This window comes from Streptomyces sp. NPDC048442 (assembly GCF_040651475.1).
Classification (GTDB): Bacteria; Actinomycetota; Actinomycetes; order Streptomycetales; family Streptomycetaceae; genus Streptomyces.
Genome location: NZ_JBEZKB010000043.1, coordinates 39113 through 55665, shown reverse-complemented (window position 1 = coordinate 55665; position 16553 = coordinate 39113). Strand labels below are relative to the sequence as shown.

The window sequence follows — 16553 nt, the reverse complement described above, 5'->3', positions numbered from 1 at the left end:
CGCGATGTGCGCGCCCTGCCAGCTCCGGTCGCCGAGCCGGCGGCGCAGCAGCTCGGGGGCGTTCGCCGCCCTGGCCCTCAAGCGCACCTCGACGGGACCGCGATGACCCGCACGGAAGTTGGTCCTTGATGTTGACGACGCCGACCTCACGTCCCTCTCCCAAGAGCCCACGCCTGAGCTGCACTTATCGATATGAGATCTAGATAACGATCGCCCCGTACGGCTACGACGCGGCCACCCTGTACGTGTACGCACTGCTCGTCCCGGAGACGGCCACCCTCGTACGGGTGAAACTGGCCCCCGTCCTGGACAGGCGGGAAGCCCGCACCGGTCTGCTGACGGTGTGCGCCCAAGTCCTTCAGGCGCAGGACCGCACCGACTTCTACGCCGAACTAGCCGGACCCGTACGCGCGTACCTGGCCAGCCTGTAGCCAACACCCCGACGGTCACCCGTGCTGTCGGCGGCACGCGGCGACCGTGGCCGGATCCAGCCCGGCCCCGGAGCCCCACTCGCACACGAAACCCGCGTCGTACTCGTACCGCTTGCGCTTCGCGGGCTTCGGCGCGACGGGCGCCTTCCGAGGTGCGGTCCGGGCGGGTGCCCGCCGGGGAACATGGGCGCGCTCGTGCGGCGCGCGAGGTGCGGGAGCCGCTGTTCGGCGGCGCGGCGCCTGCGACCGGTCCCTGTGCGGGCCGGGTGCCACCCGCTCCGGCTCAACAGGCCTGGTTGCCGGGCGAGTAGAAGCGGGTGGGCGCGGAGGAGTGCCGGCGGGTTGCAGGGTGGTGAGGGCGGACGGCTCAGCCGGAGTCGGCCAGACCGGGACGGTGTAGGCGATCTGTGGGCGTTGGGCGGGAGGAGCGGGCCGTGCGGGGGAGGCAGGCACCGCCACGCATCCCACCGCGCAGACGCACAGGATCGGCAGGGTGACGGCCAGGAGCGCCGGAAGGTATCGCGGGTGCATGTGATCACCGTGCCGTGCACCGCACGGACACGTGGGGCGGACATGGCCGGTGTCGCACGGACGAGGAAGATGATTACTGGCGCCTCGTCCGGTTCTCCCTGCTGCCGGACGACTTCACAACGGTCTGGCATGAGCAATCTCTTCCTGTGAACAGCCTCTGACGGTCACGGCAAAGAGCAGACCCAGCACCCAGGTGAGCGACTGTTTTGGCTGCGGAGGCAACTGTCACGACAGCCCGAGTCGGAGATCGTGCAGGTCCAAAGATGTCTGGATCGCGTACTGGAGCCGACAGCGTTCGTGGCCTTTACCCAGGCCCACGAAGGCACGGCGGGACGCCACTTCACCACCCCGGAACGGCGGTCCCTGCCCGTGCTGGTCCACGCGGCCGTGATCCGGACCGCCGCCCGTACCGTCTTCGCCGAGGACCCCCTGACCGCAGCCGACACGGTGGCGGGCTTTTCCCGTGATCCCTATTCGGCCGCGCTCATCGCACTGGGCAAGGCGTGGAACATGCGTCCTATGCGCGGATCCACCCGTCACATCAGCTCCCGGATCCAGGCCGTCATGGATGTGGCCAACTACTCCGGCCCAGGCTTCGCCCCGCCCCGCCAACACCCCTCGCGGTCCGCGATCCTCACCACGGACCTGGGTGGGCGCGGCGGGCCCTCTGGTGCGTTCCCGTGATGCTCTAAAGATTCGCGGGCAATGAACTGGACGACTGCGCTGCGTTTGCTGTGTTCGGTGCGAGGGGATGTCCTGGAAAATCTGGGGCCAGCAGTAGGCCGGGGCGACTCGCTTGCTCCGGCCTACGCCGCCGTGGAGTGTCTGCTTAGCCCCGCAGTGCGGTCGGTGTGTACGCGGAGATCTGTTCTCGTAGATCGGCGATGTCGATGCCAAGGTGCTCGGCCACCTCGGGAAGCCGGACTCCGGGAACCGTGGCCGCCAGGCGGAGTACGTCCTTGTGCCGTGCGCAGTCCAGCCGAGTGGCGTCGCGCAGGTGTGCCCGTGCCTGGGTTGCAGCGTCATGGACGAGTGCCTGGATCTGCTCCGGTTCTGGTGCGGGCGCGGGAGGGGCCGCTTGCTTTTGGAGGTCTGGTTCGGGGCTGTCGGCCAACTCGACTGTGTACGTGGGCAGCAGAGGTGGTTTGGCGCATTCGCGATACCACGCCCATGCGTGGTGGGCCGGGGTGTGGACCTTTCCGCCTGGCGTCGTGCGGGTGGCGGTGACCGGCTGGTCCGTGCTGGCGTCGGAACTTTGCTGCGGCGGCTGTTCGGGCAGTCCGCGCAATACGGAGAAGTCGGCGGGGCGGGCGGCCAGGCGTGCAGAGACGGCGTGGGAGAGGGTCGCGATGTGGCGGCACGGTGAGGTTCCACAGTCGCAGCTGAACGTGATCTCTTCGGGTGCGGGCTGGGTGGGTACGCCGCCGGTGTGAACCGGGTTGCTCAGGCATTCGGGGAATTTGCCGGTACGGATGGCTTGGCGGTGGCCGCAGGTGGGGGCGGCGGACTGCCAGGTTGTTCTCTGGGCCTCGGTGAACACCGCCATGGCGACGTTCGGGTGTGCTGGTGTGGTGTGGTGGCGGTCGGTGGCGGTGGCGTATGCACGGCCGGGTTCGAGGGTGAGGTGGGTGAGGCCGCCTGCGGACAGGTCATTGTGACCGGCGAGCCAGAGAGCTTCGTCGTTGAGGGCGGCCCGCAGGAGCGTTTCCCAGGTGTGGGTGGCCCACGCGTTCGAGGTCATCTCTGTGCTCCTAGGGCGATCAGGTCGATGATCTGGTCGTCGGTCAGTTCGGTGAGGGCGGAGTAGCCGTCAGCGAGCACCGCGTCGGCGAGGGCTCGCTTGTGGTGGAGGAGTTCGTCGACGCGGTCTTCCAGGGTGTTCTCCGTGATGAGCGGGTGCACGGTGACGGTGCGCTGCTGGCCCAAGCGGTGGGCGCGGTCGATGGCCTGGTTCTCCTTGGCCGGGTTCCAGGGGCGGTCGAAGAGCACGACGTGGCTGGCCTGGGTGAGGGTGAGGCCGGTGCCTCCGGCCTTGACCGTCATCACCATGAGCTGACCGGAGCGGGCCTGGAAGGTGTCGATGATGCGCTGACGTTCACGGACGGAGGGGATGTCGCCGCTGTAGTAGAGCGGGGCGTGGCCGTGGCCGCGCAGGTGCTGTACGAGGAGCTTGGCCATGGCCCGGTACCGGGTGAAGATCAGCGTGGATTCGTCGGGGGCGGTCAGGGTGGGCAGCAGGTCGTCGAGCGCGCTGATCTTGCCGGAGCGGGATGCCGCCTGCTCGGGGTCGTAGCCGTCGTCTTCCAGGGAGTCATTGAGGTACTGGGCGGGTGAGTTGCAGATCTGCTGCAGCTTGTTGAACAACTCGAGCAACAGGCCCTTGCGGTGTACGCCTTGGGCGTCACGGAGCGCCTGGAGGGTGTCGTCGGCGGTCTGTTGGTAGAGCTGGATCTGCTCGTCGCTGAGGCCGACGATGCGTGGCCGGATGTCCTTGGGCGGCAACTCGGTCAGGATGCCCGCATCGCTCTTGCGGCGGCGCAGCATGAACGCGCTCATGAGGCCGCACAGCCGGGTGGTGCGCTCGGTGTCGGCGAGGTTGTCCTCGATGGGGCGGGCGAACTGGTCGCGGAAGATGCGTTCGGTGCCGAACAGGCCGGGGTTGAGCCAGTCCATGAGCGCCCAGGCCTCGGTGAGGTTGTTCTCGACCGGGGTGCCGGTCAGGGCTACCCGGGCGGCGGCCTTGATGCGGCGCAGGGCGCGGGCGGTGGCGGTGCGGTGGTTCTTGACCATCTGGGCTTCGTCGGCGATGACCAAGTCGAAGTGCAGCAGCGCCAGCAGGTCAGCGTCGCGGCGGAGCGTCTCGTAGCTCGTGATGACGATGGTGCGGGAGGTGGCGTCTTCGAGGGTGCGGTCGGCTCCCAGGTAGCGCAGGGTCGGCACGGTCGGGGCGAACCGGTGGACTTCCCGTTCCCAGTTGATGACGACGGAGGCCGGGCAGACGACCAGCGTCGGCCCGATGGCACCGGAGTCAGCTTCCCGGCGGTGCAGGTGCAGCGCCAGCGCCATCAGGGTCTTGCCCAGGCCCATGTCGTCGGCGAGCAGCGCGCCGAAGCCCGCGCCGGTGGTGTTCGCCAGCCAGGCCAGGCCCAGATGCTGGTAGTCGCGCATCGTCGCCTGCAAGGCGTCCGGCGCGGGGACGTGGGTCGTGCGGGAGCCGGTGCGCAGGAAGTCCACGAGGTCGGCGAGCGCGGCCGTCGGCTCGCAGGGCACAACATGTCCGTCGACGTCGAGGTGCCCGGTCAAGGACGCGCGCAGGGCCTGGTCCGAGGAGATCGGTCCGATGCGGCGGTCGGCGGCACGGCGGGCGGTGTCTTCATCGACCATCACCCACTGGCCCTTCACCAGGGCCAGCGGCCGTGGCGTCTGGGCGAGGCCGTCCATCTCCTGGTCCGAAAGGTCGTCGTCGCCGAGCGACATCTGCCACCGGCCGTCCAGGACCTCGTCGAGTGAGAACCGCGGACGGGGAACAGCCGCCGGCGCGTCGGGTCGTGGGCCGACCACAGCGCGAGTGCGCAGCCGGTTGTTCCACTGCTGGTGCCAGGACACGCTCAGGCCCGCCCGCTCCAGTCGGTCGCGGGCGGCGCCCAGCAGCAGGACGGCCTCGTTGGCAAGCAGCGTGAGCCGGTCGGGCACCGGACACTCGAGGAGCCGCCCGGCGGGCGCCCACACCTCGGCGACACGCCGCAGCCGTCGGCGGACGTGCCCCACCAGAGCGTCGTCCCCGGCGGACTGCGTGAGCGGGCGGAACAATTGCTGCTTACGGCTCTCCGCGGTGGGCTGGGCGACCAGGAGTTCGGCCCACAGCAGTTCCGTGTCGTGAGGGCTGCCCTTCGTCGGGGCCTGTACGGACAGCTTCAGGTCCACGGTTGGCGCCTCGGCGCGTTCGTCCTCGGCACGATCGGCCCACTGGTGCAGAGCGGAACTGTTCTGCTGCTGCGGGACGGGGGCAGTGAACGGGGCGTGTCCCAGGACCGCTGAGGTGCCAGGGCCGCGCAGCATCGCCTCGGCGATGGCGTCGAGTCCGGCGCGGATCGCGACACGCGGCGCCCACATGAGGTAGGGCCGGGTGTCGGTGGCGGTCCCGCAGTGCGCGGGAGGCACCAGGGCCTGCCGCAGCTGCCCGGCGCGCTGCCGCTCGCGTGCGTTGAGCGGGCCCAGGCGCCACACATCGGCGCCGTTGCTGTCCAGCGTCGGGTAGACCCGGCCGTCGGCTACCACGGTGAGTCCCAGTCGGATTGTCTGATGCCACAGCTGGACGGATGGGGCGGTTTTGGTGCCGTCGGAGGTACGGGCCAGGGCGTTGGCCAGCAGCCGCACGGGCACCTGCCAGCACTGCACCGGGCGGGGGCCGACCGCGAGGTCCTGGCCGGGCAGGACGAGGTCGGCAGTGCAGCGCCTGATCGGCTTGTGGCAGACGGCCGCCAACGGGAGCCCGTCTGCCCGGTAGAGCAGGAAGCGGCCTGCGCCGTCCTGCAGATCGATGGTGAGTTCTGTGTCCTGCTGCAGCAGCTCGACGAGCGTGTCCTCGGCGGCTGCCGCCTCCTCGCGGCCGGCGAGGGGTCCGGCCGGATTGCGGTGCCCGCCGATGGATCCCGTACTGACTGCCGCGGCCGCCGGGCCCAGCGTGGTGGGCGCACTCTGGGCGCGGTCCTGTCCCGCTTGGGGGGTGGCCAGTTTCTCGACCATTGCCTCAGCGGCTTGACGTTGCGCTTCGCGCTTGTTGGTCCCCTGACCAAGGGTCTCCAGCCATTCCGCGTGCACCATGCAGGAGATACGGGCAACGAATCCGGCGGAATCCTGCTCGGGATCCTCGATCTTCAACTTGCTGATCTTGCCGGTCTGTTTGAGCTCGTTCAGGAGCATCAGCGGGTTCTTGCCGCCGAGTTCAGGCACTGGGATGCGGCCCATACGCGGACCGCGGCCTGCCTTCATGGCGCGCTGGACAGCGACCAGCAGTTCGCGCGCGGCCGACAAGCGGGTACTGGAGCGGCCCAGCCCCCGCTCGGTGACGGAGAGCAGCTCACCTCGGTGCTCACAGGCGGCGACGGACACGAACAGCGGCTCCAGACCCGTGATGCCGGGCGCACCCTTGAAGACGAGCCCGCTGATCGCACCCGACGCGACCAGGACCTCCAGCTGTTCCTGCGGATCCGTCTCCTGCGCGGGGCTACTGTCTGCCGCCGGGCGTGTCCCCACACCGTGGATCGGCGGCGGTGCCTGCACCGGCAGGTCGGCCAGGCGAGCCAGCAGCCGGTGAGCGGCCGCTCCGCGCGCCTGCCGCTTGTTGTTGCGCAATGAACCGAGCTCGCTGATCTCCTCTCCGTCGATCATGCAGGTGGCCCGCGACCGAAAAAGCTGCTGCCCGGGCTCCCTCTTGCGCACCTCTTCCGTATAGGAGGGTGTCGCTGCATGGCGCAGGGACTGGTGCAGAGTCAGTACGGCCACCGCGATGCCGGGATCGCACGCCGCAGCCAGGGCCGCCTCGCGAGCTGGCAGCCATGCTGCAGCGCGGGCGGTGAACAGAACAGCGTGCAGGTCGCGCGGAATCAGTTCACCTGAGTTGATCCGCAACACGATCTCCGCCACTTCAGCGGGCGCGATCTGAGCGCGTTCCAGGGCATGTTGAAGGCGCGCCGGGAAGGACGTGTCCCGGGCCTGGGTGGGCGGCGACGCTGAGGAGAAGCGGCCGGCGGGCGCCCATCCGGTCAGGGTGCTGTCCTGCTCCACCGGTTCGGTTCCGCAGAGGTGACCGAGCAGGCTCACGGCCGCGCACTGGTGGGCAGCCTTGCGGCTGGGGCGCGTCACCACGGCACCGTGCGCACTCACACCCGGCTCCCGCCAGCCGGCCTGAGCGCTGAAAAGCGCTGGATTCGCACCAGGCACCTCGCGGATCACGAAGGCCGACGCGGCGTCAATGTCCTGACAGTGCGCATGGAGCACGGACGTGGCCAGCTCGGGGCGGGCCGAAACGATCGCCCACGCGCCACAGACGGCTGCTTGGGCAGAGGAGAGCGACGCGGCCCGCATCAACAGCAGCCGCAGATCCTTGATGCTCAGGCGGCCGGACCCTCCGCGTGCGGCGGCCTCCGCTGCGACCTCGGGCGGCAAGTGGCGATTCGCCCACGCTGCCTCCAACAGTCGGGAGAAGACATGCGGATCGACCGACTCCAGGGCAACACGGGAACCGGATGCGGGACGTGGCACGCGGACAGCGGAATCCGACGGAACAGTGGCCATCGCAACCTTCAGGGGAAAATAATCAGAAATAGGGTGATTGCCAGCAAACCAGCACTTCCATGCTCAAGGTCCCGTGCGCAAGGCCCGCCAGAGCCGTCGGCGAGAAGCCGCTGACCAGGATCCTTACGCGTGACGGACCGTCAGGAACACTCGGAGGCGGCTGCGGAGACCCACTCGTTCGGGGGAGGGAAGTTCAAGATGGCGCGATTCACCTGTCAGGAGGACGGGCGCACGTCGCGTCGCCATCCATGTCGTTGTTCCGGCAGAGGGGCCGATGCGTGCGGGAGGAGAACGGGCGTCATGGGCCCGCTCACAAGCTCAGCCACTCGATCGTGTCGGACAGCACCTCGAGCTTCGCCAAGTCCTTGCTGGCGCTGACGCGTGGAACGCGACCGCCCGGCCGCTCTTGCTGGTGCAGCTCTGGCCCGAGGTAGCACCGCATTGACCGCAGCCCAGGATCAAGGGCAGTTGTTCGAGCTGGCGCGTGGAGACCGTGAGTTGCGCATCCCGGTGGTCTGGGCACGCGAACACTCTCTGCGGGGTCGTGCAAATGGCGCCGCCCTCCACAGTGTGCCCACACCGTTCATTGTCGCGCGGATCGTGATGAGCGCACCGGTCGCTTCCCGCGCGGCGGTCGAACGGGCATCGCAGCCCGCCGGAGTAGCGCACCCAGCGCGAGTCCTCAAGTTCCGTGTCCAGCGTCACGCACCGGTCCGGGGAGGGACCTGCGGTCCCGGCAGGCAGCGGCCACTGGTGTTCGACGCAGCGCGCCCTCGGCGCGGAAACAAATACCCCGCAGGGCCCCAGGCTGGATAGCTGGAGTACGGCGCCGTGCGGGACGAAGCCCAGTTGCAAACTGGACGCAGAACGGCGGCGAACTTGTCCCGCAACTGGCGGGTCCCGGGGGTCGGCACGTGCTGCAGGAGTCGGAAGGCTTCCTCTACCTCTTGGGCGGAGATCCCGACGCGCAGGGCAGCGCCGTTACGCCTGCGCGCGATCACGCTTGCCGGCCTCGGTGGGGGTAGTCCTCGCCATGGGAGGGAAGTTGTACCGCAGCGCGGCGATGCCGATGTGACGCACACGCCGACACCGCCCACACTGCCAAGAATCAGCGCCAAAGCGCTGCACACGCACCGTAGCCGGAATTCGGCTGAAAGCGGTGTACGCCGGGCGGACGTTCGGTCCCTGACCCCGGCCAGTGCTTCTACCGGGTCCTCCGCGTCCGTCTCCGCACCGGTCCGGGCGGGCAGAGGCGACGGATAGCCAGATGGCGCAGGGAGCGTAACCAGGGCCCGTGCCGAGCGTTGAACGCGCCGTGCCGCAGACTGCATCCAGCCTCAACAAGATCAGCACCTCCCCGGCCAGTGAGCCAACGGCCCTGCCATTCCTCCTGACGCCCGCACAAGGGGAAGCAGCCCGCACGTTGTTGAGCTACGTGGCTTCATTGCCCCTGCCCGGCCCCGACGCTCAACTGATCGCTACGGTGGTAGCCATCCGGGCCGCGCGTAGTGGTGCCGCCAACCTCACCGGGCAGGATCTGTCCGGCCTGAAGCTCAGTGATCCGCGGGGAGCAATTAACGCCTTGCGCAGCCTGGGCTGGCAGTTGAACGACGCGCTCTTCGACGGTGATCCGTCGACGCCGGTCCCGGTCACCGTTCCCGCCCTGGCCCGGGAGAATGACCACCCTCTTCCCTTCGGGAAACAGGCCCGCTCACGGGTGTCCGGATGGACCACACGGTCCGTGTCCGCCAAACTGGTCAAGAAGCTGTCTCCCGCAGCACGGCTAGCCAGCCTGTTCCTCGCCGCCCACAGCACCTCCAAGCTCCTCGGACAGATCCCGCCGGACCTTCCTGCTCCCTGTCGCGCCTCTCTGCCGGAGCTTCTGCAGAAAGGCTTCCTGACCGAGTTCTCCGAGAACCGATACCTCCTGGCCCCTGCGGTTCAGCACCTGTCGGGGCGGCGCCGCCCCACTGCGGAGGAACGGTCCCTCAAGACCGCAACCGTCGAGCCCCAGTTCGATGCTGTCGCGTGGGAACAGTGGAAGAGCACGGCCGCCCCCGCCCTTCGACGCCACGTCGAGGCCGTAGAGCACTGCGCCGTGTGTGCCCGCCCGGTGGAATGCGTCGCAGATGCCTTCACCGGCGTCGTCCACTCCCACTTCTTCTCCCAGGCCGTCAAGAATGCCTACGGCGAGTGGAAGGACGCCCACCCAGATCGCGGTCCGCAGGCCGCCGGATTCACCGTCGCCTTCCGGAACGAACACGGCCACGGCCCCTCGTACGCCCAGTTGTGCGCGGGCCTGGGCTGGGGGCTGAAGGGGCCGCTGCGCGGCTTCGCCGTGAAACGGCTGTTGGCGAATGGGTGGCTGACGGACACCGGCACGGTGCCGTGGACCCTCCGCCCGGGACCGGCAGCTCAGGCCCAGGGGATCGTGCTGCCCAAGGCGCGCAGTGCGGCCTCCGCAGTACCCGCCGGGGCGTAGCCCGGCAATCGATCTGACACGTGCGGTTCCACGCGGGCGATCTATCGGCGCTTCTGCCGGTGCGGTGGCCGACGTGTCCGCCAGTGTCTGCGGCGTCGGCGTCGGGCGTCTCGGGCTTGCCGGGGTGTCCCGGCTCAACTCTGGTTCGAACGAAGGAGATCGAAATGGGACGTCGGAAGATCGGGAGGCCGCGCAGGGGACGGGGTGCTGCGGTGAAATATTCCCTCGATCAGCTGGAGCCGCCCGGCGCCCTGTACGAGGAGTGGTTCCACGTCGAAGAGGGGATGGACACCTCGTTGGCAGCCAGTGACCCTCGGATCGACGCCGATGCGCTCGACTTCATGGAGCGGCTTGCCCGGCTCGCGAAGCCGTACGCCGGCCGGGTGCCGAAGGCCGCAGTGCTGCTGGACATGGCCCTCGACTCCGGCTTCTTGCCGCTGCGGCGGGGTGACGGCGGGATCATGGTGCCGCTGGACGAGGCGGCCTCGATGTTCCCCGCGGCCCGGAGGCTCTCTGCAGGGCCGGTGGGTGCGGATCAGGTGCGCGAGAGCGTCCACTCCCTGCACGCGGTGGGTGCCCTGCTCGTGGAACTGGTCGAGGACACACCGATCGGCCGCCTGGTCGCCCGCAGACCCGAACACCCCGGCGAGCCATGGGTGTTCGTGGACGACGGACCCGAGGATGCGGGACCGAAAACCTGCATGCCGAACGGTGCCGTGACGGAACTGACGGCGGAGGAGTTCGCCGCGTTAGGCTATCTCCGCTCCTGCGAGGCCGCAGACGACGAGGCGACCGTTGAGCATTTCTGTGAACAGATGGGTGGGCATGTGGACGCGAAGCGGGCCCAGGAGCTCTTTGCTGCCGTCCTCGCATCCGGCTGGATGGACGTGAAGGGCTGCCCAGCCTGCCCGTCAGGACATCTGTGCACCAGGGACACGATGGAGGAGTCGCCCGAACCGATTCACCGGTGAAGCCTGCGGCTGTGACACGCCCTCACAAAGGGGGCTACTCCACCGCCGAAGACAGTTGCCTGAAATTCAGCCCCTTCAGCCCCTTTGGGCAGGCGACCTCAGGTTTTCGGGGTGGAACGTTCACCTCGGCTTACTCCCCTCACGCTCCTCACCAGAGCTGTGGTGGCTTCTGATCTTGTCCCAGAGGGCCTGGCCCAGGGCCCGGACCTCCTCGGTGTACTCGATGCCCAATTCCCGGGCCGCCGCCCGGGCCCGGGCCTCCCTCTCCTGGTCGGTAAGCACGTCAGGCTCCCCCAGTTCGTCGAGAAGGTCAGCCACTGTCGGCATGCCCAGCACGGCGCCGTCAGCGGCTTGCCGCATGAGTTCGCGTTTGGCCTGCCCGTCCCGCGACCGCCGTGTAGCGGCCTGGTGAATGTAGGCCGCGACGGGAACGTCGAGTTCGGCCGCATGTTCAACGATGACCGCATGCGCGGCGGCGGAGAACGTCACCACGACGTCGAAGTCCGGGACCTCTGTGTCAGTCATAGCGTCCATGATGACCGGAATGCTCAGCACTTTCCCTTCACCATGGCTGGCAGCCGTTGAAAGTTTCATGGAGCAGTGGCGCTTCGACGAGTGCGTGCGGCAGTTCCACCGGGCCACCACGCAGGAGGCCTTCGACGCGGCAGGCTGGGAGCTGCGCTCCGGCCCGATTCCGTGGGACGAGTAGGCAGTCCGCCGGGATGAGGCCCGCTCCGCCCGACCTTCCCCGTGACAGCGCGGCGGTGTGTGTTCCGGCTCATTAGATCTTGCAGGGGCGAGGCCGTGGACCTGCAGGGTGACAGGTTCAACCGCGACTTACTGGGGGCAGCGACGAGGCGTCGCGAAGACGGGTGGGCGGTGCGATTGGTGTGTCTCATGGATCACGGCGAGGGTGAGATGCCGCCTGAGCAGGACCTTGTCAGGTTGGCGAGGCGCTTGACGGTCGGTTTCGCGTTGAAGATGGCAGATTCCTGGTCGGAACCCGCAGTAGTGGATGTGCTCAGGAAGAGGGCGTCGCTGACGATCCTGAAGTTCACTGCGGGCAGTCGACCAAACGATCTCGAACTCATCGGCCGACAACGCCTGCGGGTCGTGCCCTTCCCACTCGGAGATGGGTGGTTCGGCGGTCAGACCGTAGACGCTCTCGTGTTCAGCTGACCAACCGTCTCTTTGGGCTTCTTGCCACTCGGCCAGCGAGGCAGCGGTCAGAGCCTTGCTTCCGGGCTCCTGCAACTCGACTTGCCGGATCACATAGCCATCGGCGTCCAGCTCGAAGTAGAACTGGACGGCTTCCTCGTCCCAGAAGCAGCGAACCCAGGCCGTCACGGGTTCACCGTGTCGAAGGACTCGTCGTGCCAGCGCCAGCCGGCCGTGCCGTCGTCGTGGATATGCAGCATGAACTCGGCGACCGGGCCGCCGTCGGGAAACGTCAGAGTGAGCGCACTGAAATGCTCACGAAACCGCGGAACCTAGACCTACGCCGGGGGCGCGGGGGCGGCCAGGAGTTCGGTGATGAGGTGTTCAGTCTCGGGGTCCATCGAGACGTCCAGGGTGCGGTTGACCGTCTGCAGGAGGGCGACGGCGGTGTGGAATCCGGCCCGGTTGCCCTGTGCGTGTTCCAGGCGGAGCAGGTCGCGGTAGAGGAGTTCGGCGCTCTCGTCGACTTCGAGGCCGACGTCGAGTGCGCGGCGGGCGTTGGTGGGAGAGCGGTGTTGCGTGTGGTGGTGGGCGCTGGCGTGGGCGACATCGACGATCTTGGTGATCATCTCTTGCTGGAGGGCGTAGGCCCAGGCCGGCGGATGAGTGCCGAGAGGGCGGCCGCGGACCAGGGAGAGTGCCTCGTCGAGCAGCGCCACGGCACCGTCGGTCAGTCCCCGCTCGGCGAGCGCCAGGAATCTGTGCCAGTCGCAGGGGAACTCGGGGTGCAGGGCGTAGGGGTCACCGGCCTTGCGGCGCGGGACGTACGGGGCGCCGTCGGGGGCGGAGCCCAGCTGGCTGCGCAGCCCGGTCAGACGGGTCATCAGAGTGCTGTTGCTCCACGGGGTGAGCGGGTCCATGGCCTCGCAGATGCTGGCGGCGTCGCGGCCGGGCCTGAAGTGCAGCAGGGCGGCGAGCTGGGCCAACTTGGGTCCGTGCCCGCTGGTGCTCAGGCCGGCCACCTCGATGGCCCCCAGCACCCGCAGGCGCACCGTCCCGACCTCGGCGCCGTCTTGGGCGCCGTCGCCCGTGGCCGCCCCGGGGCCTGCGGCGGAGGCTTTCGGGGTGCCCGTCTCGGCGGCGGCCGGCTCGGCCGGACGTGCGGCCGGTTCGGGCACGGCGATGGGGCCGGTGGTGTTGTCCGGCGCCGGTGCCGGGGTCATGGCAGTGGGGACAACGGCGGGATCGTGTACGGCGGCGAGCAGCGAGGGGAATACCCCCGGCCCCGGTGTCGTCTCGATGGCGCCGGAGCCGAGGGTCATCGGCGTGCCGTTCATCACCTCTGTCTTCGGGGCCGGTGTGGGGGCGGAGGAGGTTTCGCCGGGGACGTGCGCCCAGGCCCCGTTGGCGTCCTGTGCGGGCTGTTCGGCGGTGGCGAGCGCGCTCAGGATGTCCTGGTAGGCGGCGGGCTCCATCCGCTGGAGGAGCACCTCCAGCCCCAGGGACGGGAGTTGCTGGGGCTGGGTGTCATCGAGGTCGGCGTTCAGGACGTCGGCGTCGGGGAAGTGCGCGCGGGCACTGGCGGGCAGCACTACACAGGCTGGCACGTTGCGGGCCTTGTCTAGCGCGTCGGCCAGCGCCCATGCGTCGTCGCTGGTCAGCGACCCGGCGATGATCAGTATCCACGGGCGGGCTGGGGCGTCCTCGGCGTCCTGGTGTGTTTCGATCGCCCGCTCGGCGAGATCGCGCACTGCGTGCGCAGCCTGCTCGACGTACCGGATGCGGGTGGTCGGCAGCAGCCTGGGCAGCTCCGCGCCGAACCCGACCACCAGCACTTCAGAGTTGGCGGCCCACGGGCTGGAGCTCAGCTCCAGCGCCAGGGAGGTGCCCACTTCCTCGATGTGCGGGGTGCTGCCCTCCAGCAGCAGATGCCGGGTCGGCGGCAGGTTCAGCAGCAGGAGACTGCCCCCCGGGCGGGAGCCGAGCGTGACCAGCCCCGGGCACGGCGGCACCGTGCCGCGGGCCTCCTCGGGCAGGTCGGCGCGCACGGGCAGCTCCCACCAGCCGCCCGTCCCCGCCTCGAACGGCCAGGCGGGCTCGGCGGACAGGTCGTCGGGCAGCACGGCCACCGTGCGGGAGCCGACGCTTGCCGCCCGCAGCACCGGCACCGGGCTCTTGGTGCTGGCGGCCCGGTGGGCGAGGGCGCGCAGGGCGTGGTCGAGCCGGTCCGGGCTGGCCTGCGCGGCCGCTGCCGCGAGTGCCTGCTCCGAGGTGCTGGTCTCGGTCACGGTGACGCTCTGACCGGGCTTGCGGCGCCGCCGCTGGAGCAGCCGCTTGAGCGCGAGTGCGGTCACCGCCGACCCGGCCAGCAGCGCCCCGGTGCCCGCTACGGTCTGCAAGTCCAGCCCTGGTGAAGCGGGGGAGGCGGCCCCCGATGGAGCGGCCGGAGGCGGGGTCGTGGCGGTCGGGGCGGGAGTCTTCGCGGGCGGCACGGGCACCTCGGCTTCGCGGTCGGGCGTCGCGGACGGAGCAGGGGAGGACGGCGTGCTGGGTACCGCGGACGGTTTCGCGGGCACAGGCTTTGAGGGCTGAGGAACAGCAGCGGACGGCTTCGCGGGCGCGGGATTCGCAGGCGCGGGCGGGGCGGGCGCGGGTGTGCTGTCCTCGCTCGGGGCCGGCCGCGCCCGGTCCGGTCCGGGTCTCTCCGGCTTCGCCTGTTCCTTCTCCTTGGGCTGCTGCGGTGGTTTCGCGGTGCCGGGGCTGGCCGGTGCGGCGGGCAGGGTCAGGTGCTGGCCGACGTCGATCTGGTCGGGGTCGGTGAAGGTGCCCCCGCCGGGCAGGGGCGTGCCCTTGTTCGCGGCGAAGAGTGCGTCGTACTCGTCGGCGTCACCGAGCTGCTCCTCGGCGATACCGGTGAGGGTGTCCCCGGCCACCACCGTGTACGAGGTGCTCGTCCGGGCGGTACCGCCGTGCGGGTCCGGTGCGGGCGCCTGGGGGGATGGGGCCGGTGCGGGCATCCGCAGCTTCCAACCGGGCTGGATCGGCGCGTTCGCGTTGAAGGTCTGCCCGTCGCTCATCGTCCGGCCCTGGTTCAGGTCGGCGATCTCCGTGTACCGGGCGCCGTTACCCAACTGGGTTTCGGCAATCGACCACAAGCTTTCCGCGGGCCGGCTCTCGCGCACCGTGTACGTCGGCGCCTGCTCGGCCGTGGCCGCCGCCTTCGCCCCCTGGGCGGCATCGGCGGGTGCGGCCTGGGGCGACTGCGGTGCGGTGACCGTGAGGGGAGCAGCCTGTGCCGGGGCGGCGAACGCGGTCCCGGCGGGCAGCAGGAGCAAGATCCCGCCGACCAGGGTGGCCGCGGCCCGCTGCCCGGCACCGAGCCCCACAAGGCGCGGGGCGCGCAGCCCCCGCAGCTGTGCGGGCACCTCGACGGCCAGCGACAGAACGAACGCGGCCCACCCGGCCCAGCCGAACAGGGTCAGGGCCAGGAGGAAGACCGCGGTGGTGTCCTGACGGGTCAGCAGATGGGTCAGCGCCTCGATGCCGGGGGCCCAGACGGCGGTACTCGCGTGCCACAGCAGTACCGGCAGCCCGCCCACCAGGAGCAGCACGGCCAGCAGGCAGAGCAGGGCGCGCACCACGGCCAGGGGCCCCCGCCGGGTGCGAGGGCGGGCGGGAGCGGTGGAGGTCATGGCTGGTTGCCTTCCTGGGGAGTGAGCACGCCGTGGAGCAGGGTGGCCTGGCCGTGCCCGCTGACTGCCAGGGAAGCGACTCCGGCCATGCTCATGAACTTCGTCGCGTAGGTGTCGGCGACGGTCACCTCGATACGGGTCCCGCCGCCCCCGATGCTGACCGTCCCGGTGACTCCGGCCCGTGCGAGGTAGGCGTGCGCGGCCGCGGTGGCGGTCTGCGGGTCGGCGGCCACCCTCCCCTCGCCGAGGGCGGCGGCCCCGTCGATGGCCTGCGCTGCGGCGCGGGCGGCCTCGATCGCGACGGCGTCGGCCCGTTCGGCAGCGCGGAGCTTCCCGGCGGCGTCGACCACCAGCAGCCCGCCGAGCAGCAGCAGTGGCACGGTCACGATCGCCACGAAGATCGCGATGCTGCCCCGGTCGGCGCCCGCTCCCGCGTACCGGCACACCAGCCGGGCGCGCAGGCGCGATGCGGTGACCTTGAGAAGGTTGATCATTTCTGTCCCTCCCGCTGCCGGTAGGCGTCCACCACGGACGTGAATTTGCTGTTCAGGGTGCGTACTCCGGGGCCACCACCGAAGAAGAAGAGGTCACCGAGGGGGACGGTGCAGGACACGGTGACGGTGACGGTGGCGGCTTCACCGACGGCCGCCGCGAGGCCCTGGGTGTCGGCCTGCACGGTGGTGGCCGTGCACGGTTGGCCCTCGGCGGTCAGTGACTGGGCGGCCGCCCGCTGTGCCTCGCTCTGCGCTGTGCCGACGGTGCGGGCCAGCGAGGCGGCGCGGGCGGCGTGTTCGGACGCCGCGTCGACGGCCTGCCCGGCCATCGCCAGGCGGGCGGCGGCCACGAAAAGCAGCCCGAACGCGAGCAGTACGGGGACCACCACCACGGCCTCGACCGCCGCACTGCCGCGGTCGGCGCCCGCAGCGCCGGTGCGGGCGGCCCGCCAACGGCTCCACCAGCCCCTGTATGCCCGTGTGTTCATGCCCTGCCT

12 protein-coding genes are annotated in these 16553 nt (G+C 69.9%); 5 read left to right on the top strand and 7 right to left on the bottom strand.

Going from position 1 to position 16553, the window contains the following annotated elements; all coding sequences use genetic code 11:
• Positions 1–245: 245 nt before the first annotated feature.
• Together AB0D18_RS38570 and AB0D18_RS38565 are read left to right on the top strand one after the other, a co-directional pair.
• Positions 246–431, top strand: coding sequence for a hypothetical protein (locus AB0D18_RS38570; protein WP_362430011.1), 186 nt, complete (start codon positions 246–248; stop codon positions 429–431).
• Positions 432–1259: 828 nt separating this feature from the next.
• Complete coding sequence (locus AB0D18_RS38565) at positions 1260–1646, top strand: hypothetical protein (protein WP_362430008.1); 387 nt, start codon at positions 1260–1262, stop codon at positions 1644–1646.
• A gap of 145 nt (positions 1647–1791) precedes the next feature.
• Here the strand turns inward: AB0D18_RS38565 and AB0D18_RS38560 are convergent, their stop codons facing one another.
• On the bottom strand, positions 1792–2703 hold the full coding sequence (locus AB0D18_RS38560) for a hypothetical protein (protein ID WP_362430005.1): 912 nt from the start codon (positions 2701–2703) through the stop codon (positions 1792–1794).
• Positions 2700–7226: an SNF2-related protein gene (locus AB0D18_RS38555; protein ID WP_362430002.1), complete on the bottom strand. Its 4527-nt coding sequence runs from the start codon at positions 7224–7226 to the stop codon at positions 2700–2702. Before AB0D18_RS38555 ends, AB0D18_RS38560 begins: the two co-directional genes overlap by 4 nt.
• A gap of 1468 nt (positions 7227–8694) precedes the next feature.
• Here AB0D18_RS38555 and AB0D18_RS38550 point away from each other — a divergent pair.
• Positions 8695–9741: a hypothetical protein gene (locus AB0D18_RS38550; RefSeq protein ID WP_362429999.1), complete on the top strand. Its 1047-nt coding sequence runs from the start codon at positions 8695–8697 to the stop codon at positions 9739–9741.
• A gap of 212 nt (positions 9742–9953) precedes the next feature.
• Positions 9954–10712 carry a hypothetical protein gene (locus tag AB0D18_RS38545; protein WP_362429996.1) on the top strand — a complete coding sequence of 253 codons (759 nt, stop codon included), beginning with the start codon at positions 9954–9956 and terminating at the stop codon, positions 10710–10712.
• A gap of 120 nt (positions 10713–10832) precedes the next feature.
• Here AB0D18_RS38545 and AB0D18_RS38540 read toward each other — a convergent pair whose 3' ends face one another.
• Positions 10833–11237 (bottom strand): hypothetical protein, encoded by a 405-nt coding sequence (locus AB0D18_RS38540; RefSeq protein ID WP_362429993.1) that lies wholly within the window; start codon positions 11235–11237, stop codon positions 10833–10835.
• Positions 11238–11256: 19 nt separating this feature from the next.
• Here AB0D18_RS38540 and AB0D18_RS38535 point away from each other — a divergent pair, with 19 nt between their 5' ends.
• Positions 11257–11421, top strand: coding sequence for a hypothetical protein (locus AB0D18_RS38535; RefSeq protein WP_362429990.1), 165 nt, complete (start codon positions 11257–11259; stop codon positions 11419–11421).
• Positions 11422–11549: 128 nt separating this feature from the next.
• Here AB0D18_RS38535 and AB0D18_RS38530 read toward each other — a convergent pair whose 3' ends face one another.
• From AB0D18_RS38530 to AB0D18_RS38515, 4 genes are all read right to left on the bottom strand, one after another.
• Positions 11550–12059, bottom strand: a complete 510-nt coding sequence (locus tag AB0D18_RS38530) for a hypothetical protein (protein ID WP_362429987.1) — start codon at positions 12057–12059, stop codon at positions 11550–11552.
• 149 nt (positions 12060–12208) lie between these two features.
• The gene (locus tag AB0D18_RS38525; protein ID WP_362429984.1) at positions 12209–15562 is read right to left on the bottom strand and encodes a LysM peptidoglycan-binding domain-containing protein; all 3354 of its coding nucleotides are present in this window, start codon (positions 15560–15562) and stop codon (positions 12209–12211) included.
• On the bottom strand, positions 15559–16056 hold the full coding sequence (locus AB0D18_RS38520) for a hypothetical protein (RefSeq protein WP_362429982.1): 498 nt from the start codon (positions 16054–16056) through the stop codon (positions 15559–15561). The genes AB0D18_RS38525 and AB0D18_RS38520 overlap by 4 nt, the downstream gene beginning before the upstream one ends.
• Positions 16053–16544 carry a TadE/TadG family type IV pilus assembly protein gene (locus AB0D18_RS38515; protein ID WP_362429979.1) on the bottom strand — a complete coding sequence of 164 codons (492 nt, stop codon included), beginning with the start codon at positions 16542–16544 and terminating at the stop codon, positions 16053–16055. Before AB0D18_RS38515 ends, AB0D18_RS38520 begins: the two co-directional genes overlap by 4 nt.
• Positions 16545–16553 lie beyond the last annotated feature (9 nt).